Annotated in this window: 23 protein-coding genes; 6 read left to right on the forward strand and 17 right to left on the reverse strand. The window is 73.2% G+C overall.

What is annotated here, in order from left to right:
• Window positions 1-89 precede the first annotated feature (89 nt).
• The 5 genes from OHS82_RS19840 to OHS82_RS19860 form a co-directional block, all read right to left on the reverse strand.
• Window positions 90-1520, reverse strand: coding sequence for a DUF2252 domain-containing protein (locus OHS82_RS19840; protein ID WP_057577868.1), 1431 nt, complete (start codon window positions 1518-1520; stop codon window positions 90-92).
• Between the two features lie 1015 nt (window positions 1521-2535).
• Window positions 2536-3111 carry a hypothetical protein gene (locus OHS82_RS19845; protein ID WP_328434231.1) on the reverse strand — a complete coding sequence of 192 codons (576 nt, stop codon included), beginning with the start codon at window positions 3109-3111 and terminating at the stop codon, window positions 2536-2538.
• Between the two features lie 124 nt (window positions 3112-3235).
• Window positions 3236-3652, reverse strand: a complete 417-nt coding sequence (locus OHS82_RS19850) for a luciferase domain-containing protein (RefSeq protein WP_057577870.1) — start codon at window positions 3650-3652, stop codon at window positions 3236-3238.
• A gap of 113 nt (window positions 3653-3765) precedes the next feature.
• On the reverse strand, window positions 3766-4482 hold the full coding sequence (locus OHS82_RS19855) for a TIGR03943 family putative permease subunit (RefSeq protein ID WP_057577871.1): 717 nt from the start codon (window positions 4480-4482) through the stop codon (window positions 3766-3768).
• Window positions 4479-5486, reverse strand: a complete 1008-nt coding sequence (locus OHS82_RS19860) for a permease (protein WP_057577872.1) — start codon at window positions 5484-5486, stop codon at window positions 4479-4481. The genes OHS82_RS19855 and OHS82_RS19860 overlap by 4 nt, the downstream gene beginning before the upstream one ends.
• A gap of 248 nt (window positions 5487-5734) precedes the next feature.
• Between OHS82_RS19860 and OHS82_RS19865 the strand changes: the two genes are divergently transcribed.
• Window positions 5735-7714: an NAD-binding protein gene (locus OHS82_RS19865; RefSeq protein WP_328436083.1), complete on the forward strand. Its 1980-nt coding sequence runs from the start codon at window positions 5735-5737 to the stop codon at window positions 7712-7714.
• A gap of 36 nt (window positions 7715-7750) precedes the next feature.
• Here the strand turns inward: OHS82_RS19865 and OHS82_RS19870 are convergent, their stop codons facing one another.
• A complete protein-coding gene (locus OHS82_RS19870) occupies window positions 7751-9565 on the reverse strand; it encodes a S9 family peptidase (protein WP_057577874.1) in 1815 nt (604 codons plus the stop codon).
• 148 nt (window positions 9566-9713) lie between these two features.
• Here OHS82_RS19870 and OHS82_RS19875 point away from each other — a divergent pair, with 148 nt between their 5' ends.
• Window positions 9714-10523 carry an SURF1 family protein gene (locus OHS82_RS19875; protein WP_199863753.1) on the forward strand — a complete coding sequence of 270 codons (810 nt, stop codon included), beginning with the start codon at window positions 9714-9716 and terminating at the stop codon, window positions 10521-10523.
• On the opposite strand, the gene OHS82_RS19880 is transcribed toward OHS82_RS19875, so the two are convergent.
• From OHS82_RS19880 to OHS82_RS19895, 4 genes are all read right to left on the reverse strand, one after another.
• The gene (locus tag OHS82_RS19880) at window positions 10493-11533 is read right to left on the reverse strand and encodes a hypothetical protein (RefSeq protein WP_057577876.1); all 1041 of its coding nucleotides are present in this window, start codon (window positions 11531-11533) and stop codon (window positions 10493-10495) included. The genes OHS82_RS19875 and OHS82_RS19880 overlap by 31 nt on opposite strands.
• A 134-nt stretch (window positions 11534-11667) precedes the next feature.
• Window positions 11668-12351 (reverse strand): SigE family RNA polymerase sigma factor, encoded by a 684-nt coding sequence (locus OHS82_RS19885; RefSeq protein ID WP_079041178.1) that lies wholly within the window; start codon window positions 12349-12351, stop codon window positions 11668-11670.
• A gap of 416 nt (window positions 12352-12767) precedes the next feature.
• Complete coding sequence (locus OHS82_RS19890) at window positions 12768-13826, reverse strand: aspartate-semialdehyde dehydrogenase (RefSeq protein WP_079041206.1); 1059 nt, start codon at window positions 13824-13826, stop codon at window positions 12768-12770.
• Window positions 13826-15103 (reverse strand): aspartate kinase, encoded by a 1278-nt coding sequence (locus OHS82_RS19895; RefSeq protein WP_057577877.1) that lies wholly within the window; start codon window positions 15101-15103, stop codon window positions 13826-13828. Before OHS82_RS19895 ends, OHS82_RS19890 begins: the two co-directional genes overlap by 1 nt.
• A gap of 202 nt (window positions 15104-15305) precedes the next feature.
• On the opposite strand from OHS82_RS19895, the gene OHS82_RS19900 reads away from it, so the two are divergent.
• Complete coding sequence (locus OHS82_RS19900) at window positions 15306-15986, forward strand: response regulator transcription factor (RefSeq protein WP_057577878.1); 681 nt, start codon at window positions 15306-15308, stop codon at window positions 15984-15986.
• Complete coding sequence (locus OHS82_RS19905; protein ID WP_328434232.1) at window positions 15983-17335, forward strand: sensor histidine kinase; 1353 nt, start codon at window positions 15983-15985, stop codon at window positions 17333-17335. The genes OHS82_RS19900 and OHS82_RS19905 overlap by 4 nt, the downstream gene beginning before the upstream one ends.
• A gap of 10 nt (window positions 17336-17345) precedes the next feature.
• Here OHS82_RS19905 and OHS82_RS19910 read toward each other — a convergent pair whose 3' ends face one another.
• Window positions 17346-17843, reverse strand: a complete 498-nt coding sequence (locus OHS82_RS19910; RefSeq protein ID WP_328434233.1) for an SgcJ/EcaC family oxidoreductase — start codon at window positions 17841-17843, stop codon at window positions 17346-17348.
• A gap of 152 nt (window positions 17844-17995) precedes the next feature.
• Between OHS82_RS19910 and OHS82_RS19915 the strand changes: the two genes are divergently transcribed.
• Entirely contained in the window at window positions 17996-18832 is an 837-nt protein-coding gene (locus OHS82_RS19915) for a PhzF family phenazine biosynthesis protein (protein ID WP_057577881.1), read from the forward strand.
• Between the two features lie 82 nt (window positions 18833-18914).
• Here the strand turns inward: OHS82_RS19915 and OHS82_RS19920 are convergent, their stop codons facing one another.
• The 3 genes from OHS82_RS19920 to OHS82_RS19930 all read right to left on the reverse strand — a co-directional run bounded on the left by OHS82_RS19920 (window position 18915) and on the right by OHS82_RS19930 (window position 20593).
• Window positions 18915-19577 carry a DUF5063 domain-containing protein gene (locus tag OHS82_RS19920; RefSeq protein ID WP_057577882.1) on the reverse strand — a complete coding sequence of 221 codons (663 nt, stop codon included), beginning with the start codon at window positions 19575-19577 and terminating at the stop codon, window positions 18915-18917.
• Window positions 19570-20169 carry a recombination mediator RecR gene (gene recR / locus OHS82_RS19925; protein ID WP_057577883.1) on the reverse strand — a complete coding sequence of 200 codons (600 nt, stop codon included), beginning with the start codon at window positions 20167-20169 and terminating at the stop codon, window positions 19570-19572. Before recR ends, OHS82_RS19920 begins: the two co-directional genes overlap by 8 nt.
• Before the next feature lie 79 nt (window positions 20170-20248).
• The gene (locus tag OHS82_RS19930; RefSeq protein ID WP_057577884.1) at window positions 20249-20593 is read right to left on the reverse strand and encodes a YbaB/EbfC family nucleoid-associated protein; all 345 of its coding nucleotides are present in this window, start codon (window positions 20591-20593) and stop codon (window positions 20249-20251) included.
• Between the two features lie 328 nt (window positions 20594-20921).
• Here OHS82_RS19930 and OHS82_RS19935 point away from each other — a divergent pair, with 328 nt between their 5' ends.
• On the forward strand, window positions 20922-21659 hold the full coding sequence (locus OHS82_RS19935) for an SLATT domain-containing protein (protein ID WP_057578140.1): 738 nt from the start codon (window positions 20922-20924) through the stop codon (window positions 21657-21659).
• A 15-nt stretch (window positions 21660-21674) separates the two neighbouring features.
• Here OHS82_RS19935 and OHS82_RS19940 read toward each other — a convergent pair whose 3' ends face one another.
• From OHS82_RS19940 to OHS82_RS19950, 3 genes are all read right to left on the reverse strand, one after another.
• Window positions 21675-23522, reverse strand: a complete 1848-nt coding sequence (locus OHS82_RS19940; RefSeq protein ID WP_057577885.1) for a serine/threonine-protein kinase — start codon at window positions 23520-23522, stop codon at window positions 21675-21677.
• A gap of 93 nt (window positions 23523-23615) precedes the next feature.
• Window positions 23616-24074 (reverse strand): MarR family winged helix-turn-helix transcriptional regulator, encoded by a 459-nt coding sequence (locus OHS82_RS19945; RefSeq protein ID WP_057577886.1) that lies wholly within the window; start codon window positions 24072-24074, stop codon window positions 23616-23618.
• The gene (locus OHS82_RS19950; RefSeq protein WP_057577887.1) at window positions 24071-24682 is read right to left on the reverse strand and encodes a DJ-1/PfpI family protein; all 612 of its coding nucleotides are present in this window, start codon (window positions 24680-24682) and stop codon (window positions 24071-24073) included. The genes OHS82_RS19945 and OHS82_RS19950 overlap by 4 nt, the downstream gene beginning before the upstream one ends.
• Window positions 24683-24860 lie beyond the last annotated feature (178 nt).

The raw sequence follows: 24860 nt of genomic DNA on the forward strand, positions 1-24860 counted from the left end.
GGCTTTGGCCAAGGATTCAGCACATTGTTTTCTCCCTGGAATCAAGGGAGTTGACGTCATCGGGCGCAGTCCGGCGGAATCCGCGCGTCTCAAGCCGCCTCGGCGCGGACCCGGCCCGAGGCGACGGCGTGGAGCAGGGCCTGGTGGTCGGATTCGTTCTGGTCGGCGTAGAGCTCGGCGAACGTGGTCAGGGCGCGGTCGAAGACGTCGCCGGAACCCAGGTAGGCGGCGATCGCTATACGGTCGCCGGAGCGGGCGTGGGCCCGGGCCAGGGTGGCGCCGCAGAGCCTGCCGAAGAGGGACATCCGGTTCGGCGACATGTTCTCCGGCACGGCGATGCCCTTCCAGTCCCGCAGCTGGCGGACGTAGAAGTCGCGGCGCCGGCCGTCGAGGCCGGTGGTGCGTTCCCAGCCGAGGAAGATGTCGCTGGTCGCCTGCATCAGCCGCTGACCGGCGACGACCCGCTCGCCCTGAGTGTGGTGCTCGCCGGCCCCCGCAAAGGGGGCGAGCACCGACTCGTCGGCCTCCTTGGCCTGCAGGAAGAGGGGATCGTCGTCGTCCTTGCCGAGCAGCAGCACGATCCAGCAGCGGGTGCCCACACTGCCCACTCCGACCACCTTGCGGGCGATGTCGGCGACGCGGTAGCCCTGCAGGAGGAACCTGCGGTCGGACTGCAGGGACCCCATGTACCCGCCGACGATCTTGCCGATCTCCCGCTCCATCACGTCGCTCTCGGCGCTCGGCAGCAGGTCGGCCAGCCGGATCAGGAGCGGCGGGTCGTTCGCGATCAGCCGCCGGCCGCCGACCACGTGCGTGAGTTTCTCGACGACCTGAAGATTGTCGTGCTGCCGGGCCCGTTCCCTGGCCTGCCGCCAGCGCTCACGGTTCTTGGCGCCGAGCTCCGGGGCGTACGTCTCCTGCAGTTCGTCCGCCTCGAAGCGGCTGTACCAGACCTCGAGGTTGCCCATCTCCGCGAAGCCGCGCATCCGCTCGCGGTAGGCCCGCACGGCCGACCGGACCACCGACGCCCGCTCCTTGGAGCTGAAGCCGTTCGCCCGGCCCGCGATGACGAGGCTGGCCGCCAGCCGCTTGACGTCCCACTCCCAGGGGCCGGGCAGCGTCTCGTCGAAGTCGTTGATGTCGAACATCAGACGCCGTTCCGGAGACGCCAGCAGCCGGAAGTTGAGCATGTGCGCGTCGCCGCACAGCTGGACCCGGATGCCGGTGCGCGGCGTCTCCGCCAGGTCCGCCGCCATGATGGCGGCGGCGCCCCGGTAGAAGCGGAACGGCGACTCGCTCATCCGCCCGTAGCGGATCGGGACGAGTTCGGGGACCCGCTGCGCGGACTGCGCCTCGATGACGTCCACCGGATCGGTGCGTTTCGGCGGCGGCGTGAACTCGGCGTGGGCGGACCTCGGTACGTCGGCCCTCGCCGCCCTGCCGCGCTCGGCCCGCTCCCTCGGGGTGCGGTGGCGCCGGTCGTCGCCGTGACCGTTGCGGGTCGTGCTGCTCTCGCTCATCTCAGACGCTCCACACGGGGCTCGTCGGCCGTTGACGGAAGAGAAGGAAGAGGGGGAAGGGGGGAAGGGGGAGGTGAAGAGGGGCCGTCCCGGATCCTCCGGCCGGCCGGCACCTCGGCGGCCGGTCGTCGGCCGGCCGGACCGCTCTGCGAGGACCGGACCGAGCGGTCCTCGTCGGCAGGTGGGACAGGGGCCGGACGGGCGACCGGCGCCCGTCCTCCAACGTATCTCCGCACCCTGCCTCCGGCGACTCGGCGGCCCGGCGGCCCGGCCACTCAGCGGCCCGACGACGCGGCGACGCGGCGGCCCGGCGACTCAGCGACCCAGCGGTCCGGCGGCTGCGCGGCTGGGCGGCCCGGCGGCTGCGCGGTCCGGCGGCTGGGCGGCTGCGCGGTCCGGCGGCTGGGCGGCTGCGCGGTCCGGCGGCTGGGCGGCTGCGCGGTCCGGCGGCTGGGCGGCTGGGCGGCCCGGCGGCTGCGCGGTCCGGCGGCTGGGCGGCTGCGCGGTCCGGCGGCTGGGGGGCTGGGCGGCTCAGCGATTCGGCGGCTCTCAGTGCCCGGCTGTCCGCGCTCGCCGTCGGGGCCCGTGCTCGGTGGTTCGGTTCTGGGGTTGCGGGCCGGTCGACACCTTCCGTTCGGTCCCGGCGCGGCAGCCCCCTCCGGGCCCGGTCCCGTGTCCGCTCCGCGAGACACGCCGCCACGGCGCGGCACACCCGCCCGCACCGTTCGTCACCGGTCCGCGCAAGGGGGGCGGCCCGCAGCCCGACCAGGTCGGGACAGTGATCCCGATCACAACGGCGAGGCAGCTGAGAAGGAGGCTCCCGCCGGACCAGCCACCTTGTTAGCCTTGGCCATAGCCCGGTCGCTGGTGCATCCCCCGTCGCCAGCGGCCGGGTCTTTTGTCGGCCCGCCCCGGCCCCTCCCCGGCCCGCCCTTGCAGACACGCCTTTTCGGGCACGCTCCGTCGGGACCGCCGCGTCCTGGCACCCTGACTGCCCGGCTGCCTGGCGGGCAGGTCACTCGACCGGGCCGCCCGCCACCGCCATCCAGTGCGCGATCCGGCGCAGTGTGGCCTCGTCGACGTGGTCGACCAGGGTGCGGACGGCGGCCACGTCCTCCTCCGCGAGGTCGTAGAGGCCGGCCCTGCTCAGGCCCGCCATGATCACCTGGTGTCGGCGGTCCTCCATGCGCTCCACGTGCCGGGCGTGCCCCGCGCCCGGCTCCGGCGCGCTGGAAGCCACAGGAACCGTCAAGGTCGTGGTGGCCGTCGAGGCCGTCGAGGCCGTGGTGGACACCGGGGTCGTCGTGGCCACAGGGGCCGTCGTGGCCACCGGGGTCGTCGGCGTGGCGGGGGCCGGGTCGAACCGCGCCCACTCCCCGTTCGCTCCCGGGCCCCAGAGGTCGACGGCCACCTCCTCGCCGCGGGCGCGTCCGACCTGGGTCATCTGGCCGATCGCGTACAGGACCGGTGTGCGGTCGGGGGATTCGGCGGCCGAACGCCAGGACGCCGAGGACGCGTTGTGGAACATGGCCACCCAGCGGGGCGGCCCCGGCGGCTGCGGACTGCGGAGGCGGGTCGAACGGGTCTCCATGGCGCTCACCCTTCCGTGACGGCACACACGGCAGTGCAGCACTGCGCTGCAGTGCACGGCAGGGGGACCATAACTGACGCATCGTCAGGTCACCAGACGCACAGTCCCGCAGCCCCGCAGTCGGTCACCGGACGCAGGGCCGGGGCGTCGCGCCGGCCGCGCCCTCGTCGGTGAGCGTCGCCTCCCGGCGGTCGTTGCAGCGCGGGAGCGGGGCGTCGTCGACGGCCGGATGCCTCTGGTGTGCCTGGAGGGCGGCGCTGACCAGCGTCATGAGCAGGTCGATGTCCGTCTCGCACTCCAGTCGGACGGTCACCCAGTGCGAGCCCGGCTGCAGCCGGATCGCGGTGGAGTGTCTCAGGTCGCTCTCGAACCGGCGGATCGCGCGGGCCGTGAGATGCAGATCGACGCTGCGGTCGGAATGGAAGTGCACGATCTCCGCCCCGGCCGAGCGCAGTGCCCGGCCGGTACCGCAGCTGGGCCGGTCCTCCGCGAGGTCCCGCCAGTTCACCAGTCGTGCCATGGCACGCAAGGCCGCCGTCATGGCCCCATCATGCGGCGCTCACCGCCCGGCCACCAGGGGTTGCGGCAGGGTTCGCCGACCTGGGAGGTCAAGGATCGTTCCGGACGTTCCCAAAGGTGCCGGGGCGACCACGCTCAGTTGTTCCAGGACTCGTCATAAGGGTCACGCGGGGTCGGGACCGGACGGGCGTCGGTCACCTCGAGGAAGGGGATCGGGCCGCCGTTGACCGGGTCGCGGACCGTCCGGGGCGTGTAGCCGCCGGTGACGGCCAGCCAGGTGTCCGGCTGGAGGACCGGAGGGATGTGGCCGGTCAGGCCGACCTTGACCGGCTGGGCGTCGGCCGCACAGCAGTTGAGGGCCATACGGACCAGGTAGGGGGTGCCGTCGTGGTCCAGGGCCACGAAGCCGGTCAGCCGGACCGTGCGGCCGGCGAGGGTGCGGCCGTGGTCGTAGACGGCGCGGCCCGCGTAGTCGACGACGCTCAGCGGCAGCGGGTCGGCTGCGGACAGCGACGGATAGGCCAGGGGCTCCTGCAGAGCCGTGCCCGTGCGGGTCGCGCTGTACGAACCCAGGGCCGGCGGGGCGACGAGGATCAGCGCGAGGAGGGGAAGGATCAGCAGCCAGGAGACTCGGGGCTCCGGGTGCGCGTGTCCCTCCCCGTGACGCCGGCCGACCCTGCGGCGCTCGTACCACGCCGTCGCCAGCGCCGTGACGATCAGGACCGCGCCGGCCGCCAGCAGCAGCGGGCGCAGACCCGCCTTGACGTACCGCAGATACAGGTCGGTGGTGCCGGCGTGCAGCAGGGCCGCGCCGAGCAGGAACAGCACGGCCGACTGGGCCTGTCGGTTCACAGCAGCACCCATCCCGTCAGGACCGCCGACGCGATGGCCAGCGCGAAGGTCGCCGGGGCGAAGCGCAGTGCGAAGCCCCGGCCGAACGTGCCCGCCTGCATCGCGAACAGTTTGAGGTCGATCATCGGGCCGACCACCAGGAACGCGAGTCTGGCCGTGAGGGAGAACTGGGTGAGGGACGCGGCGACGAACGCGTCCGCCTCCGAGCAGATGGAGAGGACCACCGCCAGCACGGCGAGGGTCAGCACGGCGAGCGCCGGGTTGTCCGCAGCGGTGCGCAGCCAGCTCTGCGGGGCGACGGCCTTCAGGGTCGCCGCCGCCATCGCGCCCACGACCAGGAAGCCGCCCGCGTGCATCACGTCGTGCCGGACCGAGTCCCAGAAGGCGGCCCCCCTGGTCTCCCCCTCGTGCGGCGCGTGGGCCGGCAGCCGCAGCCAGTCGGTGCGGCCGAGACGCTGCCACAGCCAGCCCATCGTGCAGGCCGCGACCAGGCTCGCGACGAAACGGGCCAGCACCATCTCGGGGTTGCGCGGGAAGGCCACGGCCGTCGCCGTCAGCACGATCGGGTTGATCGCCGGGGCGGAGAGGAGGAAGGCGAGGGCCGCGGCCGGCGTCACACCCCGGCGGACGAGGGCGCCGGCCACCGGGACGGAGGCGCACTCGCAGCCCGGCAGCACCGCGCCCGCCATCCCGGCGACCGGGACGGCGAGCGCCGGCCGGGACGGCAGGGCGCGGGCGAAGAAGGAGGGCGGCACGTAGACCGCGATCGCCGCCGACAGGAGCACCCCCAGGACCAGGAACGGCAGTGCCTGCACCACCACCGCCACGAACACCGTCGTCCAGCTCTGCATCACCGGAGCGGACAGCGCACGACGGATCGGGCTCTGCAGCAGCACCATGAGGAGCAGCAGCATGGTCAGGACGAGGGGTGAGGTGAGGCGCTTGGCCTCGGGGCTCTGCGGGGTGCGCTCGCCCGTGGGCGGGGCCTCTTCGACGATGGCCACGGGTCGGGCACCTCCGGGTTCCGTGTGCGCGCTGCCGCCGGTTCCGGTTCCCGGCATGTCCCTGCCGCCGGTTCCCGGCCCGCGCCTGCTGCCTGTTTCTGGCATTCCCTCCCCTTTCCTACGGATGTTCGGCACCTGGTGTTCACCGGCTCCGTGGAACCCCGCGTACCGGTGAGGCAGTCTTCTCCCTCGTGGGGAGCCTTCCGAATCAGGGTCAGCCGCCGGGGCCGGGCGCCGCGGGCGCGCACATGGTGGTGTGCGGGGACGACGGTCTGGCGCACCGGCTCGCCGCCGAGCTGCGGGGCGTCTACGAGGAGCAGGTCACGCTCGTGGTGCCGCCCTCCGAACGCACGGTGCGGCCGCCGGTCGTCGGGCGGGCCCGGGCGGTGTCGGCGGCGTTACTCGACCGGGTGGTGAGCGCGGCCGTCAACCGGGCGGCGGCCGGCGGCACAGCCGTCGCACCCGTCGCACCCGTCACGCCGGATGAACCCGCCGGCGGGCAGCGGACGTTGGAGGCCGTCGAGGCCACCGAGGCGGTGCTCGCCGAGGCGGGCGTGGAGCGGGCCGCCGCCCTGGCGCTGGTGTACGACGACGACGAGACCAACATCCGGGCCGCCCTGACCGCGCGCCGGCTGAACCCCCGGCTGCGGCTCGTCCTGCGGCTCTACAACCGGCGGTTGGGACAGCACATCGAGGAACTACTCGACCAGGCAGCCGCGTTGGCCGCCGCGGCCGACCCCGGCTCCGGGGACGCCGGACGCTCGGGGCACCCGGGGTACACCGGCGGCGACGCGTCGACGACCGTGCTGTCCGACGCCGACACCGCCGCCCCCGCGCTCGTCGCGACCGCTGTCGTCGGCACCAGCAAGGTCGTCCAGATGAACGGGCTGCTGCTGCAGGCCGTCGAGCGGCCGCCGTCCGGTCCCGGCGAGGCCGGTGAGCCCGGCCGTCCCACGCTCGCGCTGCTGTCCGCGAACGGCGGCGACCCGGCCTTCGCGGACGGTTCCGAGACCAGCGGCGACCAGGGCCCGCTGCTGCTGCCCGACGCGGCCGCGGTGCGGGAGGCGGCCGCGACCGGCAGGCGGGGGTCCGTCGTGCTGGAGCAGGTCGCCTACTCCGCGGGGCCGACGCAGCCGTCCGGGCGGGGGGTCGGGGTGCGGGCGCCGTTCGCCTCGCTGTTCTCCCGGCGGCTGCGGTGGTCTCTGGCCGGTCTCGTCGGCTGCGTGTTCGCGCTGGCGGTGGCTCTGTGGCTGGTGACCGGGATCCATCCGCTGGGCGCGCTGTACCTCACGCTGCTGGACCTCTTCGCCGTCAACGACCCGGCGATCGGGGCGTCCACCGCGCGGCAGATCCTGCAGCTGCTGTCCGGGCTGATGGGGTTGCTGCTGCTGCCGGTGCTGCTGGCGGCGGTGCTGGAGGCGCTCGGGACCTTCCGCGGCGCGGGCTCGCTGCGCCGGCCGCCCCGGGGACTGGGCGGGCATGTCGTGCTGCTCGGCCTCGGGAAGATCGGCACCCGGGTGCTGGTCCGACTGCGGGAACTGAACATCCCGGTGGTGTGCGTCGAGGCCGGACCCGAGGCGCGGGGGCTCGCGGTCGCGCGGCGGCTGCGGGTGCCGGTGGTGCTGGGGGACGTCACCCAGGAGGGCGTGCTGGAGGCCGCGAAGATCCACCGGGCGCACGCGCTGCTCGCGGTCACCAGCTCCGACACCACGAACCTGGAGGCCGCGCTGTACGCGCGGTCGCTGCGTCCCGACCTGCGGGTGGTGCTGCGGCTGTACGACGACGACTTCGCGACCGCCGTGTACCGCACCCTGCGGGCCGCCCATCCGCAGGCGCTGACCCGCAGCCGGAGCGTGTCGCACCTCGCGGCGCCGTCGTTCGCGGGGGCCATGATGGGGCGCCAGATCCTGGGGGCGATCCCGGTGGAGCGGCGGGTGCTGCTGTTCGCCGCGCTGGACGTCGGCGGGCACGCGCAGTTGGAGGGCAGGACCGTCGGGGAGGCGTTCCGGGCGGGGTACTGGCGGGTGCTGGCACTGGACGCCGGGGCGCGTGGGGCGGGTGGGCAGCGTGGGGTGGGTGAGACGGGGGAGGCCGGGGCGTCGGGGCTGGTGTGGGATCTGCCGGACACGTATGTGTTGCGGGCGGCGGATCGGGTGGTGCTGGCTGCGACTCGGAGGGGGCTGGCGGAGTTGGTGCGGCGTAGGCGGCGAGGGGGGTCGGGGGGGTAGGCCCCCGACCCCCCTCGGCCGCCCCTCGGGGTGCCGTCAGCTCAGGTGTTTTTCTGCGAAATTCAGTTCCAGGCGTACCTGTTTGATGCGCTCGTCCACCACCAGGGAGCCGTGCCCGGCGTCGTAGCGGTATACCTCGTGCACCGCTCCGCGGGCCTTCAGGCGCTCGACGTAGTTGTCGATCTGGCGGATGGGGCAGCGGGGGTCGTTCACCCCGGCCGAGATGTAGACGGGGGCCCGCACCTTGTCGACGTACGTCAGCGGGGACGAGGCCTCGAAGCGCTCCGGGACCTCCTCCGGGGTGCCGCCCAACAGCGTGCGGTCCATCGCCTTCAGGGCCTCCATCTCGTCGTGGTAGGCCGTGACGTAGTCGGCGACGGGGACGGCCGCGATGCCCACGGTCCACGCGTCGGGCTGGACCCCGAGACCGAGCAGGGTGAGGTAGCCGCCCCAGGACCCGCCGGTGAGGACCAGCCGGGAGGGGTCGGACAGGCCCGAGCCCACCGCCCACTCCCGCACCGCCTCGATGTCCTCCAGCTCGATCAGGCCCACCCGGTGCTTCAGGGCGTCCGTCCAGGCCCGGCCGTATCCCGTGGAGCCGCGGTAGTTGATGCGGACGACCGCGTAGCCGTGGTCCACCCAGGCGGCCGGCGCGGCCGCGAAGGCGTCGCTGTCGTGCCAGGTCGGGCCGCCGTGGATGTCGAAGACGGTGGGCAGCGGGCCGTCGGCGCCCGCGGGCTTCTGGACCAGTGCGTGGATGCGGCCGCCGGGGCCCTCCACCCACACGTCCGTCACCGGGACCGAGCCCGGGGACTTCGCCCCGGGCGGGTCGAGCACCACGCCTCCGGCGGTGGAGCGGACCGCCGGCGGCTGCGCGGCCGACGACCACAGGTACTCCACGCTGCCGTCCGGCCGGGCGGTCGCCCCGGAGACCGTGCCGGGCGGGGTCGGGATCCGCTCCAGCCGCGCGCCCGCCAGGTCGTACCGGAACAGCTCGCTGCGCGCCTCGAAGCTGTGCGCGACGAGCAGGCCCGAGCCGTCGGGATACCACTCGGCGCTGACGTCGCCCGGCAGGTCCAGGGCCAGATCCGTCTCCGACCCGGTGGCCACGTCCCAGACCAGGGGCTCCCAGCGGCCACGGCGCTGGTGGCCGATCAGCAGCCTGGTGTCGCCGTCGACCGGCGCGAAGCCCAGCACCTCGAGACCCAGCTCCTCGGTCCCGCCCCGGGTGTCGTCCAGCTCGGCGACCGTGGTGCCGTCCGGACGCAGGACGCGCAGCGCCGAGTGCATCGCGTCGCCGTGCTCGGTGTGCTCGACGGCGATCAGCGAGCCGTCGTGGGAGAGGTCCCCGACACCCGCCGACTCGCGGTGGCGGTACAGCTCGAAGGGGGGCTCGCCGACCCGTGCGACATGGATCGTGGTGCCCTCCTCGTCCGTGGAGCGGCCGACCACCGCCGTGCGGCCGTCACGGCCGAGGGCCAGGCCGGCCGGGTAGGAGGCGTCCAGGCCCGGCGCGGCCAGTTCGTCCTCGCCGCCCTCGAAGCGCTGACGGCGCCAGACGCCGAACTCGTCGCCGTCCTTGTCGTCGAACCACCAGATCCAGGCGCCGTCCGGGGAGAGCACGCCGTCCGTCGTGCCGTTGGCCCGGTTCGTCACCTGACGCTGGTCGCCCGTGGCGCGGTCCCAGGCGTACAGCTCGTAGGTCCCGGTCGCGTTCGACACGAAGAGGGAGTGGTCGGGGGCGTCCTCGGCCCAGTCGGGCAGGGAGACGCGCGCGGCGCGGAACCGCTGCTCCCAGTCCGGCGTCTCCTGGTACGGCTCGGGTGCGTCGGACCCGTTGCTCTCAGTCATGGCCCCATATTGCCCGTCCGCGGGGGCAATGAGACGCCACGGTCGGCACCCTGTGCACGACTTCCCACCGACTTCCCACCCGGTCCGCACGCTCGGGCCTCACCCCCCGCCCGGCGTGGGCCCTCGTGCGCCCCGTACCGTGGACGACGTGTACCGGTTCCTGCTGACGCCCCGCTGGTGGGGGATCAACGTCTTCGTGCTGCTGGCCATCCCCTTCTGCCTGTTCATGGGGTCGTGGCAGCTGAGCCGGTTCGAGTCGCGGGTGGACGGCCATCGCGAGGCGAAGGCGCAGGCCGCCTCGGCCCGCACGGAGGCGGCGCGTCCGCTCGCCGAGCTGCTCCCCGTGGACCAGGAGACCTCCGGCAGGCAGGTCACCGCCCGCGGACGCTACGGCGACCAGCTGCTCGTGCCGGGCCGGGAGCTGGACGGCAGGAACGGTTTCTACGTGCTGACCCTGCTGCGCACCGACGCCGGCAAGGCGCTGCCCGTGGTGCGCGGCTGGCTGCCCGGCGCCGCCGACGCCGCGAAGGCCCCGGCCGCGCCCTCCGGCGAGGTCACCGTCACCGGCGCACTGCAGGCCTCGGAGCAGCCCGGCGACAACGGGGTGAGCGCCCGGGGCGGCCTTCCTGCCGGGCAGACCGCCGCGATCAGCGCCGCTTCCCTGATCAACCTGGTGCCGTACGACCTGTACGACGCCTGGATCACCCTCGACCGGGCCGACGCGCCGATGACGAAGGTGCCGGTGAGCGCGGCCCCGAACAGCGGACTGGACCTGAAGGCGTTCCAGAACCTGGGCTACACCGGCGAGTGGTTCGTCTTCGCCGGGTTCGTGGTGTTCATGTGGTTCCGGCTGCTGCGCCGCGAGGTGGAGTCCGCCCGGGACGCGGCCCTCGGGATCGTCCCCGAGGACGTCGCCGTGCCGGCGGTTCAGGACGAGGCGAGCACGCCCGTCCGGTAGATCGTCCCGGCGCAGGCGTTCGGCACCGTCGCCTTGAGCGTCGGCGCACCGGCGCCGGTCGTGTAGGACACGACGACGCTGCCTTCCGCGGTGCCGGCCGTGCCGTCCTCGGTGAACAGCTGGGCCGCGGTGCCGGAGGTCGTCTCGCCGGTGGTGCCGGCCGGGGGGTCGGACGGGGTCGGCGACGGGGACGCCGTGCCGCCGCTGTCGCCGCCGGAGCCGCCCGTGGTGGGGCAGGTATCAGAGGGCGCCCAGGCGAACTTCACCTCGTAGGCGGAGCCGGGTGCGAGGGTGAGCTGCGGAACGTACAGGGAGGGGTCGGGCAGACCGGCTGCCGCGTCCCCGGAGGCGTGCTCCACCACGGTGATCCTGGCGGCGTCGGCCGCGCCCTGGACGTCGAACGACAGGGCGACGGCGCCGCGGACGCTGCACCCGGCGGCGGAGGAGTTCTGCACCCGGAAGGCTCCGTACACGATGCCCGCCGCGTCGGGGCCGTCGACGGCGGGTGCGCCGCCCTCGAGCTGGTCCGGTGTGCAGGGGGGCGCGGTCGCCGGGGCCGAGGAGGCGGGCCCGGTGCCGCTGGAGGCGGCGCCGCCCGCGGACTCCTTGCCCTGGCCGGAGTCGGTGGCGCCGTTCTTGCCCTGCTCACCGGTGCCGCCGGAGGAGTCGCCGACCTTGCCCGAGGAGCCGCCGTCGGGGTTCTTGCCCTGATCCACGCCCCCCTGCGCCTGTGAGGCCTGGCCGGCGATCGAAGGGTTGGCGTCGGAGCCGCCCGCGTTCGAGACGTGGAGCACGGCGGGGACGGCGGTGCCGAGGAAGAGGGCCGCGGCCGCCATGCCGACGGCTGCCTGTCGCTTGCGGGCCCGGCGGACGGGGACGGCCCGCCGCAGGTGGTCCAGGGCGCCGTCGCGCGGCTCCATCTCCTGGACGACGTCGTGGAGCATCCGGCGCAGTGCCAGCTCGTCCGAGTCGAGCCCTTCGGGGCCCTGGTCGTCGAGGTGGTGGTTCACGGTTGAGTTCCCAGCGTGCGATGGCTTCGGCTCGTGTGTGCGCGGCGAGGTCGTCGGCTGCCGCCGCGCGGGGGGCTCGTCGCGCTCGTGATCGTCGTGGCCCCCGTGGGAGCCACGCTCTTCGGCTTCCCCGCTCACGCCGGCTCCTCCATGGCTATGCGCAGGGCGGCGATGCCGCGTGAGCCGTACGCCTTGACCGAGCCGAGGGATATGCCGAGGGTCTCGGCGACCTGCGCCTCCGTCATGTCCGCGAAGTAGCGCAGCACGAGGACCTCGCGCTGCCGGCGCTGCAGGCCCTTCATCGCCTTGATCAGCGAGTCGCGCTCGAGCTGGTCGTAGGCGCCCTCCTCCGCGCTGGCCATGTCCGGCATCGGCTTGGACAGCAGCTTCAGGCCGAGGATGCGGCGGCGCAGCGCGGAGCGGGACAGGTTGACGACCGTCTGGCGCAGGTAGGCGAGGGTCTTCTCGGGTTCCCGGACGCGTTTGCGTGCGGAGTGGACGCGGATGAAGGCCTCCTGGACGACGTCCTCGCAGGAGGCGGTGTCGTCGAGGAGGAGCGCGGCGAGACCGAGCAGCGAGCGGTAGTGCGCCCGGTAGGTCTCGGTGAGGTGGTCGACGGTGGTGCCGACGGCCGCCGCGCCTTCGACCTCTTCCACGCCGTCGCGCTGGCCGGGGACGCGGGTGGGCCGCGCTGCGGGCATGGGCGCGATCACCGGCAGGCCGCCGGCCGTGCCGGACGCACGCGGGCGGAGGACGCCGAGCGGCGGCCGCAGGGCCGCGCCGCGGGGCGCCAAGGGGAGTTCGAGTACCTCTGCCACGCCAGTTGGACGCACGTCCCCCCTGAGGGGTTGTACGCGTCCGGCGTCACGTTTGCGTCGACCAAGGTCACGCGTACCCGTCTCATGTGTCCCGCTCTTCCCCTGTGTCCCATAGGAACGGGCGTCCCCACGCCCGGACCACCGCGTCCCCGTGCGCTGCCCCCGCGCCCGGGACGCTGTGATCGTTCACACGTCTGCGCACCCCTGAGGGTGACGGCAAAGACGCTCCCCGCCCTGCGCACGGTTGCGGAGAGCGGGGAGAAAATCTTCGGATGCCCAAGGTGTCCGATACAAGTGGTTCGGACCGTCGACCGGCTCACATTGATTGAAAGATCCTACAATTGCGCGCGGCCCCGTCCGTCACCGCGTCGCCGTCCGGCTCCGCCGCCCCAGAACAGCCGCCTCGGGCCGCCGGCTCAGGACAGCTCGGCCGCGAGCAGCTCCGCGATCTGGGCGGTGTTCAGCGCGGCCCCCTTGCGCAGGTTGTCCCCGCACACGAACAGCTCCAGCGCCGTCGGGTCGTCGAGGGCCCGCCGCACCCGGCCCACCCAGGTGGGGTCGGTGCCGACCACGTCGGCGGGGGTGGGGAACTCGCCCGCCGCCGGGTTGTCGAAGAGGACCACGCCGGGCGCCGTCGCGATGATCTCGCGGGCGCCCTCGACGGTGACCGTGTCCTGGAAGCGGGCGTGGACGGTGACGGAGTGCCCGGTGACGACCGGGACGCGGACGCAGGTCACGGCCACCGGCAGCTTGGGCAGGCCGAGGATCTTGCGGGTCTCGTCCCGCACCTTCATCTCCTCGGAGGACCAGCCGTCCGCGCGCAGCGACCCCGCCCACGGGACGACGTTCAGCGCCACCGGCTCGGGGAACGGCCCGGTGCGGTCGCCGACGGCCCGCCGCACGTCGCCGGGGTGGGTCCCGAGCTCGGTGCCGGCGACCATGGCGATCTGCTGCCGCAGGGTCTCCACCCCGGCCCGGCCGGCCCCGCTGACCGCCTGGTACGAGGACACCACCAGCTCGCGCAGCCCGTACTCGGCGTGCAGCGCGCCCAGCGCGACGATCATCGACAGGGTGGTGCAGTTGGGGTTGGATACGATGCCGCGCGGCCGGACCCGCACCGCGTGCGCGTTCACCTCGGGCACCACCAGCGGCACCTCCGGGTCCATCCGGAAGGCGCCGGAGTTGTCCACCACGACCACGCCCCGGGCGGCGGCGACGGGCGCCCACTGCGCCGCGACCTCGTCGGGCACGTCGAACATCGCGACGTCGACCCCGTCGAAGACCTCCTCCGACAGGGCCAGCACCTCGGCCTCCTCGCCGCGCACGGCCAGCTTGCGGCCGGCCGAGCGCGGTGAGGCGACGAGTCTGATCTCACCCCAGACGTCGGCCCGCTGGGACAGGATCCGCAGCATGACCGTGCCGACCGCACCGGTCGCCCCCACGACCGCGAGCGTCGGTCGGCGCGTTGCCGAGATCAACGCCCGGTGCCCCCGTAGACGACGGCCTCGTCGCTGTCGGAGTCCAGCCCGAAGGCGCTGTGCACGGCGCGCACGGCCTCGTTGACGTCGTCGGCGCGGGTCACGACCGAGATGCGGATCTCGGAGGTCGAGATGAGCTCGATGTTGACGCCCGCGTCGGCCAGCGCCTTGAAGAAGTCGGCCGTGACGCCCGGGTTGGTCTTCATCCCCGCGCCGACCAGGGAGATCTTGCCGATCTGGTCGTCGTAGCGCAGCGAGTCGAAGCCGATGCCGGACTTGTTCTTCTCCAGGGCGTCGATGGCCTTGCGGCCCTCGGCCTTGGGAAGGGTGAACGAGATGTCCGTCAGACCGGTGGCCGCCGCGGACACGTTCTGCACGATCATGTCGATGTTGATCTCGGCGTCGGAGATCGTCCGGAAGATCGCGGCGGCCTCGCCCGGCTTGTCCGGCACACCGACGACCGTGACCTTGGCCTCGGAGGTGTCGTGCGCGACACCGGAGATGATGGCCTGCTCCACCGGCTTGTCCCCTTGCTCGATCGGCTCACTGCTGACCCACGTGCCCTGCAGCCCGCTGAAGGACGAGCGGACGTGGATCGGGATGTTGTAGCGGCGGGCGTACTCCACACAGCGGTGGAGCAGCACCTTGGAGCCGGACGCCGCGAGCTCCAGCATGTCCTCGAACGCGATCCAGTCGATCTTCCGCGCCTTCTTCACCACGCGCGGGTCGGCGGTGAACACGCCGTCCACGTCGGTGTAGATCTCGCAGACCTCGGCGTCGAGCGCGGCGGCGAGGGCGACGGCCGTGGTGTCGGACCCGCCGCGCCCGAGCGTGGTGATGTCCTTCTTGTCCTGGCTGACGCCCTGGAAACCGGCGACGATCGCGATGTTGCCCTCGTCCAGCGCGGTCCGGATACGGCCCGGCGTGACGTCGATGATCCGGGCTTTGTTGTGGACCGAGTCGGTGATGACGCCTGCCTGGCTGCCGGTGAACGACTGGGCGCTGTGTCCCAGGTTCTTGATCGCCATCGCCAGCAGGGCCATGGAGATCCGCTCTCCGGCGGTCAGCAGCATGTCGAATTCCCGGCCGCTGGGCATCGGTGACACCTGCTCGGCGAGATCGATCAGCTCGTCCGTCGTGTCGCCCATCGCGGAAACGACGACGACCACCTGGTGGCCGTTCTTCTTCGCTTCCACGATCCGCTTGGCGACGCGCTTGATGCCCTCGGCATCGGCTACGGAGGAGCCTCCGTACTTCTGCACGACAAGGCCCACGTGCGCTCCTCGCTCAGTTTGTCTCTTTCCGCACATACGCCCTTGTACTGCGGTCGGCTCAGTCTAACGAGCGCCCGAAATCCACCTCCGGGGTACCGCATGGTGAGATGCCGGCCGCGCGCTCTGGGGGTCCCTGCCCACTTCCGCGCCGGTGATAGCAGTGAATTAAGTTTCAAGGACCGTGGAGGACTAGTGTGCGAACGTGCACGTACTCCTGGTGGAAGACGACGAGCCGGTCGCCGAGTCACTCCGACGCGGACTGAAGCGGTACGGCTTCGCGGTCGACTGGGTGAGCACCGGCGCCGCCGCCCTCTCCCACCCCGGCCCCTACGACGTGGTCCTGCTGGACCTGGGGCTGCCCGACACCGACGGCCTCGACGTCTGCAGGGCGCTGCGCGAGCGCGGCGGCGTGCCGATCATCGTGATCAGCGCCCGCAGCGACGAGACGGACCGGGTGGTCGGCCTTGAGCTGGGCGCCGACGACTACGTGTCCAAGCCGTTCGGGGTGCGCGAGGTCATCGCCCGGATACGCGCGGTGATGCGGCGCGTGCAGCCGCGTCCCGCCGGCGCCCCGGCCGACCGCTACGGAGCGCGCCTCACGATCGACCGCAAGGCGGCCCGCGTCCACGTGGACGGCGCGGAGATCGCGCTCGCGCCGAAGGAGTACGACCTGCTCGCCTTCCTCACCGAGGAGCCGGGCGCACTGATGTCGCGGGAACAGATCATGGAAGCCGTCTGGGACGCGAACTGGTTCGGCCCGACGAAGACGCTGGACGTGCACGTGGCGGCCCTGCGACGGAAGTTCGCCGGGGTCGTGGCCATCGCGGCGGTGCGCGGGGTCGGCTTCCGGCTGGAGATCGTCGAGGACGCCGGGGCCGCATGAACCGCCAGCTCATCCGCAGCTACATCCTGCTGGTCGCGGTCGCCATCCTGCTGTTCACGGTGCCGGTCGCCTTCACGCTCACCAAGCAGCTGCGCGACGACACCGAGCTGTCCGTCATGCGCGAGGCCGACACCATGGCGCTGCTGCTCGGCAACGGCGACCGCATCTCGTGCACGGCGCTGACCGAGGTGGCCGAGGCGTACCGCGGCAAGACTCCCGGCCTCGTCCAGGTGACCCCGACGCGCAGCTGCGCCCCGGACCTGCCGGCGCCCGCCGCGGGTTCGGCGCTGACCCGGGCCGTGCGGGAGAACAAGCCGACGACCGACTGGGGCTCGGACTTCATCTGGGGCGAGCACCTGACGGTCACCGTGCCCGCGCAGGGCGAGGCGGCCGTCCGGATCGTCTACTCCACCTCGGACATGACCCGGCGGCTGTGGAGCATCTGGGGCTTCCGCGCCGGGCTCGCCGTCCTCGTCCTCGGGGCGGCGGCCGCGATCGGCGCGTACGCCGCCCGCCGGATCACCGCGCCGCTGCGCGCGCTCAACGCGATGGCCAGCAGGTTCAGCGACGGCGACCTCACCGCGCGCTCCCCGGTGACGGGCCCGCCGGAGACCCAGACGCTGGCGCGGACCCTCAACCAGGGCGCGGAACGCCTGGACACCCTGGTCGCCTCGCAGCGCATCTTCGTCGCGGACGCCTCGCACCAGCTGCGGACCCCGCTCACGGCGCTGCGGCTGTCGCTGGACAACATCGCGGACGGGGTGGACGACGAATTCGTCCGCGAGGACGTGGAGCAGGCCACGGCGGAGGTGGTCCGCATGAGCCGGCTGGTGAACGGCCTGCTGGTGCTGGCCCGCGCCGAGGCCAAGGTGACGGCGGCGGAGCCGCTGCCGTTGAAGGACATCGTGGCCGAACGGCTGACGGTGTGGAGACCGGCCGCCGACGAGCGCGGAGTCACCATCGCGCTCAGGGGGAGTGGTGTCGACGGCCGGCCGTCTGTGCTGGCCAGCCCCGGTCATCTGGAACAGGTGCTGGACAACGTGCTCTCGAACGCCCTGGAGGTGTCGCCGGACGGCGGGAGGATCACCGTCCGGCTGGAGTCCGGGGCGGGCGACGTGGTCATGTCCGTGGCGGACGAGGGTCCGGGCATGTCGGACGCGGAGAAGTCCCGTGCCTTCGACCGCTTCTGGCGCGGCCAGGGCCTCACCGGGCGCGCCGGCTCCGGCCTCGGCCTCGCCGTCGTCAGACAGCTGGTGACGGACGACGGCGGCACGGTGAGCCTCGAGGACGCTCCCGGAGGCGGCCTGCGCGTGCGCTTCACCCTCCGGGCCGCACAGCGGACGGGGTGATCGGGGGCGGTCAGCTCTCGGGCATCGCCGACGAGTGGTGGTTGACGATCAGCCACTTGCCGCCGCGCTTCTCGTACTCGTAGGTGTAGCGGGCCTCGACGACCTTCTTCTTGCCGGTGGCGGGGTCGGTGAGGGTGAACTGGTACACGCCGCTGTCGAGGGCGGAGTTGCCGTCGAGGACGTTGATGTGCGTCTCGATCTTCTTGCCGACCGGCTTCTTCTGGAGGAAGTGCTCCATGTAGTCCACGATGCCGGCGTGGTCGGTGCGGACCTTGTTGGACAGGGTGGGCAGCAGGACCGCGTCCTTGGCGTAGCGGTCGGCCACGACCTCCGGGTCACGGGTCTGCAGCGCGGCGTTCCAGCCGTCGAACAGCGCGGCGATCTGCTTCTTGCTGGGCTTCGAGGGCTTCTCGGGGCCGGCCGCACTGACTCCGACCGACACCGTGGCCGCGGTGACGACGGCGGTGGCGGTGACGAGGGCGGCGCGTATGCGGGTCTTGCGGGTCATCGCAACTCCTGTGCGGCTTGGCGCTGTTGGATGACTCAAGATTCGCTTCCGGCCGGTTAGGGCCCGTGCAGCCGCCGTACAGGGGACGTTCAAGACCCTGCCAATTCTCGGACGGCGCCCGGCCGCCCACCACGAAGCGCTACGGTCGCCCCATGGAGGTTCTGCGCTATGTCGCGTTCAGCACCGACCCGGCCGGGGGCAACCCCGCCGGCGTGGTGCTCGACGCCACCGGCATCGACGAGAAGACCATGCTGGCGACGGCGGCCGAAGTCGGCTACTCCGAGACGGCGTTCGCCGTGCCGTCCGACGACGGCGGTCTGGCCGTCCGGTACTTCAGCCCGCTCGCCGAGGTGCCGTTCTGCGGCCACGCGACGATCGCCACGGCGGTCGCCCACGCCGAGCGGCACGGAACGGGCTCGCTGGTCCTGCACACAGGCGTCGGGACGGTACCCGTCACCACGGCCCTGGCCGACGACGGCACCACGGTGGCCACCCTCGTGAGCGTCACCCCGCGCACGAAGCCCCTCGCCGACGACGATCTGACGGCACTGCTGGCGGCCCTGCGCTGGTCCGCCGACGAACTCGACCCGGCCCTGCCGCCGCGCGTGGCCTACGCCGGGGCCTGGCATCCGGTCATCGCCGCGGCGGACCGCGGCCGGCTGGCCGACCTCGACTACGACATGCCCGCCCTGTCCGACCTCATGGCACGCCGGGACTGGACCACCGTCGACCTGGTGTGGCGGGAGTCCCCCACCGTCTTCCACGCCCGCAACCCGTTCCCGCCGGGCGGGGTCGTCGAGGACCCGGCCACCGGCGCGGCGGCGGCCGCCCTCGGCGGCTGTCTGCGCGAGCTCGGACTCGTCTCACCGCCGGCGACCCTGACGATCCACCAGGGCGTCGACATGGGCCGCCCGAGCACTCTCACGGTCTTCGTGCCCGGCGGACGGGACAGCGGGATCGGCGTCACGGGGACGGCCGTGCCCATCTGACCGACACGCCCGTCCCGTAGGGCCGCCCGACCGCGGGCCGTGGAGCGCGGGGTCGGGCGGCTCTACAGCGCGGTCGCAGGCCCTAGGCGCGGGGCCGTACGCCCAGCTGTCCGCCGATCTCCTCGGCCATCACGCGGCCCGCCTCGAACTCCAGGGTCTCGTCGCCCAGGGGGGACTGGTCGGTGTCGAGGCCGTCCAGCTCTTCCAGGGGCTGGTCCAGGCGGATGTGGGCGAGGACCGAGTGCAGGGCGCGCAGCGTCGCCGACGCCGTGGAGCCCCAGTTGGAGAAGTAGGAGAACTGCCACCACCACAGGGCCTCGGTGATGCGGCCCGCGCGGTAGTGGACCATGCCGTGGCGCAGGTCGGCGATCACGTCGGCGAGGTCGTCGGAGATCCGGGCCGGCACGGGGGCCTTGCGGGGCTCGTAGGGGTCGAAGACCTCGGAGTAGACGTCGACCGGGTCCAGCAGGCGGGCCAGGTTCTCGCGGAGCTCGTCGGCGTCCGGCTCGAAGCCCGGGTCGGGCTCGTAGCGCTCGTCGGGGAGGATGTCCTCGTGGGCGCCGAGACGGCCGCCGGCCAGCAGGAGCTGGGAGACCTCCAGGAGGAGGAAGGGGACCGCCGAGCCCGGTTCGTCGCCCTTGGCCACCTCGGTGACGGCCACCAGGAAACTCTCCACCTGGTCCGCGATCTGGACCGCGAAGTCGTCCGGGTTCGGGCCGGTCGCGTGCAGCGTGGCGTCAGACATCTAGGAGTCGTCTCCCCTCGAAGGCGCGACCGAGGGTCACCTCGTCCGCGTATTCCAGGTCGCCACCCACCGGGAGGCCGCTGGCCAGGCGGGTGACCTTCAGGCCCATGGGCTTGATCATGCGGGCGAGGTACGTGGCGGTGGCCTCGCCCTCCAGGTTCGGGTCGGTGGCGAGGATCAGCTCCGTGACCGTGCCGTCGGCCAGCCGCGCGAGGAGTTCCCTTATCCGCAGGTCGTCGGGACCGACCCCCTCGATCGGGCTGATCGCGCCGCCCAGGACGTGGTACTTGCCGCGGAACTCGCGCGTGCGCTCGATCGCGACGACGTCCTTCGGCTCCTCCACGACGCAGATGCAGCTCGGGTCGCGGCGCGGGTCGCGGCAGATGCCGCACAGCTCCTCCTGCGCCACGTTGCCGCAGGTCGCGCAGAAGCGGACCTTCGCCTTGACCTCCAGGAGGGCGTGGGCGAGCCGCCGTACGTCCGTCGGCTCCGCCTGCAGGATGTGGAAGGCGATCCGCTGCGCGCTCTTGGGACCGACGCCGGGCAGCCGCCCCAGCTCGTCGATGAGGTCCTGGACCACGCCTTCGTACAACGGACTGCCGTCCTTCCTGGGGTTCCTTGCGGTACGTACCGTAGTCGGCCGAGGCCGGTCCGCGTAAGGCGGACCGGGCCTAGAAAGGCAGGCCCGGAATGCCGCTGCCGCCGCCCAGGCCCTGGGCCAGCGGGCCGAGCTTCTGCTGCTGCAGGGTCTGCGCGTTCTCGTTGGCCGCCTGGACGGCCGCGACGATCAGGTCGGCGAGGGTCTCGGTGTCCTCGGGGTCGACCGCCTTCGGGTCGATCTTCAGCCCGCGCAGCTCGCCGGAGCCGGTCACCGTGGCCTTCACCAGTCCGCCGCCCGCCTGCCCGTCGACCTCCGTGTGCGCCAGCTCCTCCTGGGCGCGGGCCAGGTCCTGCTGCATCTTCTGGGCCTGCTGGAGCAGCTGCTGCATGTTGGGCTGGCCACCACCGGGAATCACGATCAGCTCCTGTGTTCTACGACTGTCGGGCACACCTGCGAACGGTTTCTTGCCGCTCGGCACGAGCCTACGTGGTCTGTGCGGGTGTCGCCCCAGCACTCTTTCGAGTGAGTTGTGCGTGAGTCCTATACCTGATCAAGGCCCACTTCCAGGGGTAAAAGTGACGAAACCTTCCTCTTCGCCACCCATTGGGAGGTAGGAAAGGTCCGGCGCATCAGCATCGGGTATCTCGCACGTCGCGGGCGTCACACATCGTGAGCGGCCGGATCGGTCGATCGGTCGGATCAGTCGGGATCGGGAGGGAGTGCGGGTGGCTCAGCAGCCGGAGATGCAGCCCGAAGGACCGCCTCAGGACGGGCGGGGCGAGGGCGGTGCGGCCGGGCTGCGGCCGGGCGACCTGACCGGACGGGCGTTCCCCCTGGGGGACTGGGGCGAGCCCGCCGAGCGGCTGGAGGAGCTGTACCGGTGGGTGGAGCGGGGGGCGCTGGAGACCGCCGCCTGGTACCTCGCCGACCGGGTGTGGAAGCGGCGGGGCGCACGGGCCCTGCGCACCGGCGCGGCCGCCGGGGCGGTGTGCGGGGCCGCACTGCCGCTGCTGGACCTGACCCGGGTGACGGGCGGCGCCGCGCCCTGGGGGTATCTGGCGCTGCTGCTGGCGGTGGCGTGCCTGACGGTGGACCGGTTCTTCGGGGTGACCTCGGGCTGGATGCGGGACGTGGCCACCGCGCAGGCCGTGCAGCGAAGGCTGCAGGTGCTGCAGTTCGACTGGGCCTCGGAGAGCGTCCGGGAGGTGCTGGGCCCGGCCGAGGGCACGGCGAGCGAGGCGGCGGAGCGGTGCCTGGCGGTGCTGCGCCGCTTCTCGGACGACGTCACCGACCTGGTGCGCGCGGAGACGGCCGACTGGATGGTGGAGTTCCGCGCCGGCCCCGCGCCGCTGGGCATCCAGACGGCGGTCGCCGTCGGCGGACGGGTGGACGCCGGCGGCGGCCCGGGCAGGTTCCCCTCGCCGCCGGGAGCGAACGCCCGGCCGAACATGCCCCGCCAGCGCCCGCCGGAGCCCCGCTGACCCCGGTGGCGGTTTTCAGTCGCGCGTGTACGTCAGTTTCTCCCCGGTGCCGGTGTTGACCCGCTGCAGGCTGCCGTCGGGAAGGAGGGTGACCTCCGAGGCGGCGCCGGGGGTGCAGGAGGAGAGGGGTTTGCCCGCGGTGACCTTGGAGGGGCCGATCCGCAGCGGGCCGTCGCCGCCGGGCCGCACGGCGAGGGTGGCGCTGAACTCGCAGTGGTAGGAGTCGCCGTCGGCGGCGAGGGCGAGCACCGCGTCCCCCACCTCGCCCTGCGAGATGGTCAGCCGGCGCTTGTTGGTGCCGGTCTCGTTCTTGATCGTGGCGGTCCAGTCGCCGAGGTAGGCCGCAGGGACCTCGCCGTCCTGCGACGCGGACGGCGACGGGGACGCGGAGGGAGACGACGACGGGCCGTCCTGCGGCGCGGAGGAGCCCGCCGCGCGGGAGACGGAGGGGCTGGGCGACGGGCCAGCGGCGCTGTCGCCGTCGCCGTTCATGAACGCGTACACCGAGCCGCCGGCGGCGACCGCGACCACCAGGGCGACCAGGACCAGCAGGACCGTCGCGCGGCGGCTGCGGCCCGGCGGGTCCTCGGGGCCGACGGGTTCGTCCGTTCCGTAGGGGGCGTACGGAGGGGTGCCCCCGGCGTCCGCCGCGTACGGGTTGTAGGGGGCCGGCACGCCCGGCGCCGGGTGGTGGCCGTACCCGGGGACCGGGGGCGCGGCCTGCTGCGGATGCTGCGAGGGGAAGCCGTACGCCGGGTGGGCCGGGGCGGGGCCCGCGCCGGACGGATGCGTCTGCTGCGGCACGCCGCCGGGACCCGCGACCAGCGTGGGCCGGTGGTCCGGCGCGTGCGCGTCGCCGCGCGGCCCGGAATGCTGCGGGGCGGCCTCGAAGGGAGCGGTGGGGCTCCACCGGGCGGTGCCCGCCGAGGCGTCCGTGCCCTCCGGGTCCTCCACCTCCAGCAGCCGCACGGCGTGCCGGCCGAGCTGGGCGACCAGGGCGCCGGGCAGCCAGGGGTCGCGGGAGCGGCCGTCGGAGACGGTGTCGTCGACGCCGGTGAGCTCCAGGACGCGGTCGAGGGAGGGGCGGGCTCCCGGGTCCTTGCGCAGACAGCCGCGGACCAGGTCGGCGATGCCCTCGGGGACGCCCGCGAGGTCGGGCTCGTTCTCCGCGATGCGGAACATCAGGGCGGGCACGCCGCTGTCGGCGGAGCCGAACGGCAGGGCGCCGGTGGCGGCGTAGGTGATGACCGAACCGAGGCAGAAGACGTCGCTGGCGGGCGTGACCGGTGCGCCCCGCAGCTGTTCGGGGGCCATGAATCCGGGCGAGCCGATCACCGCGCCGGTCTGGGTCAGCCGGCTGTCGCCGCTCACGCTCTCCAGCGCCCGCGCGACGCCGAAGTCGATGACGCGCGGCCCCTCGATGGTGACCATCACGTTGGACGGCTTGAGGTCGCGGTGGACGATGCCGGCGGCGTGGATGTTGGTGAGCGCGTGCGCGAGCCCGGCGGCGAGGATGCGCACCGACCGTTCGGGCAGCGGACCGTGGTCGTGGCTCACCACCTGCTGGAGGCTCGGCCCGGCGACATAGCCGGTGGCGACCCAGGGAACGGCGGCCTCGGTGTCGGCGTCGAGGACGGGCGCGGTCCAGAACCCGCCGACCCGTTGCGCGTTGCGCACCTCCTGCCGGAACCGCGCCCGGAACTCCTCGCGCGCCGCCAGCTCCGGCCGGACCAGCTTCACGGCGACCGTCCGCCCGCGATCCGAGCGGGCGAGGTACACCTGTCCCATGCCGCCCGCGCCCAGCCGCGCGAGCAGCCGGTAACCGCCGATGCGCTGCGGGTCCCCCTGGCCCAGCTTCTCCATCGCAGCGCCGCCTTTCCCGCACATGTGTGATCGAGACATGTGCAATCCAGCCGAGAATAATCCGGCCGTTCGGGGAGTTGTGCGGTGCGATGTCTACGGTTGCGTAACGGGCGGCTCCAGTCCGTCCAGCACCTTGGACAGGCGCTCCAGGACGTGTACGGCCTCGGTGAGCTCCTTCTCCCCGTACGCCTGCGCCAGGCGGTCGGCGAAGGCCGCGTGCCCGGGCCCGATGCGGGCGACCGCGGCCCGCCCCGCCTCGGTGGGGGCGAGCAGCTTGGCGCGCCGGTGGGCGGGGTTGGGTCGGTACTCGGCGAGTCCGCGCTCGACCAGCAGGTCGGCGATCCGCTGCACGCTCTGCCGGGTGATGCCCATCGCGCGGGCGATGCCGGAGACCGGCAGCGGGTCGCCGAGGACCGCGCCGAGCACCTGCCACCGGGCGGCGGAGAGCCCGGACGGGCCGGCCAGCTCCTCCGCGACGGCGAGGAACTGGCCGTTGAGCCGGAAGACCCCGAGGGCGCTGCGGCTCAGCAGCTCCTGGCGCTGCGCGCTCACCGGCCGGCCGTCGCGTTCTCCAGGACGGCGTACGCCTGCGGGTCGGAGTCGTGGAAGAGCCGGTACCAGGCGTCCAGCACCTCGCCCTCGTACACGCCGAGGAGGCGCAGGATCTCGCGGGCGAAGGCGACCGGCTCGGTCGGGCCGGCGGTGACCAGGTCGCCGTCCGTCACCGCGTCCGCCTCGGTGTACCGGTGGCCGCCGCGGTAGCCGGTGGCGGCCAGATAGAAGGAGACCGCGCTCGTGTGGTCGCGCTCGTCGAGCAGACCCTCGCGGGCGAGCCCGGCGGTGGCTCCGCAGATCGCGGCGACGGGGGTGCCGGCGGCGAGGAACTCCCGTGCCTTGCGGGCGAAGGGCGCGAGGTCGTCGGTGGTGTCCCAGAGGTCGGCGCCCGGGAGGATCAGCAGGGAGCTGTCCTCGGGCCGTATGTCGTCCAGCGCCAGGTCGGGCAGGACCCGCAGGCCGCCGACGCTGACGGCCGGCGTCTCCGCGGACGCGCCGACCGTCCGGATCGGGTGGCCGCCGCGGGCGAGGTACGCCGTCGCGAACCCCGTCTCCCAGTCGGCGAACGTGTCGTACACGGCGAGATGCACGGGCTTGCCGCTCATGGTTCCTCCTGAGGCCTCGGACCTCGACCGTCCTCGAGGTTCATGACAGCAGACTGTCATTTCGACAGTAGGCTGTCAACACCTTCCGGTCCGGCTCCCGCCCGTCCTCCGCCACCGCCGTCGCCTCACCCCTCCCCCACGCCCGACAACCTGTCGCGGAATCGCCCCGCCCACGGAA

Origin of the sequence: Streptomyces sp. NBC_00425 (assembly GCF_036030735.1) — a bacterium.
Taxonomy (GTDB): Bacteria; Actinomycetota; Actinomycetes; order Streptomycetales; family Streptomycetaceae; genus Streptomyces.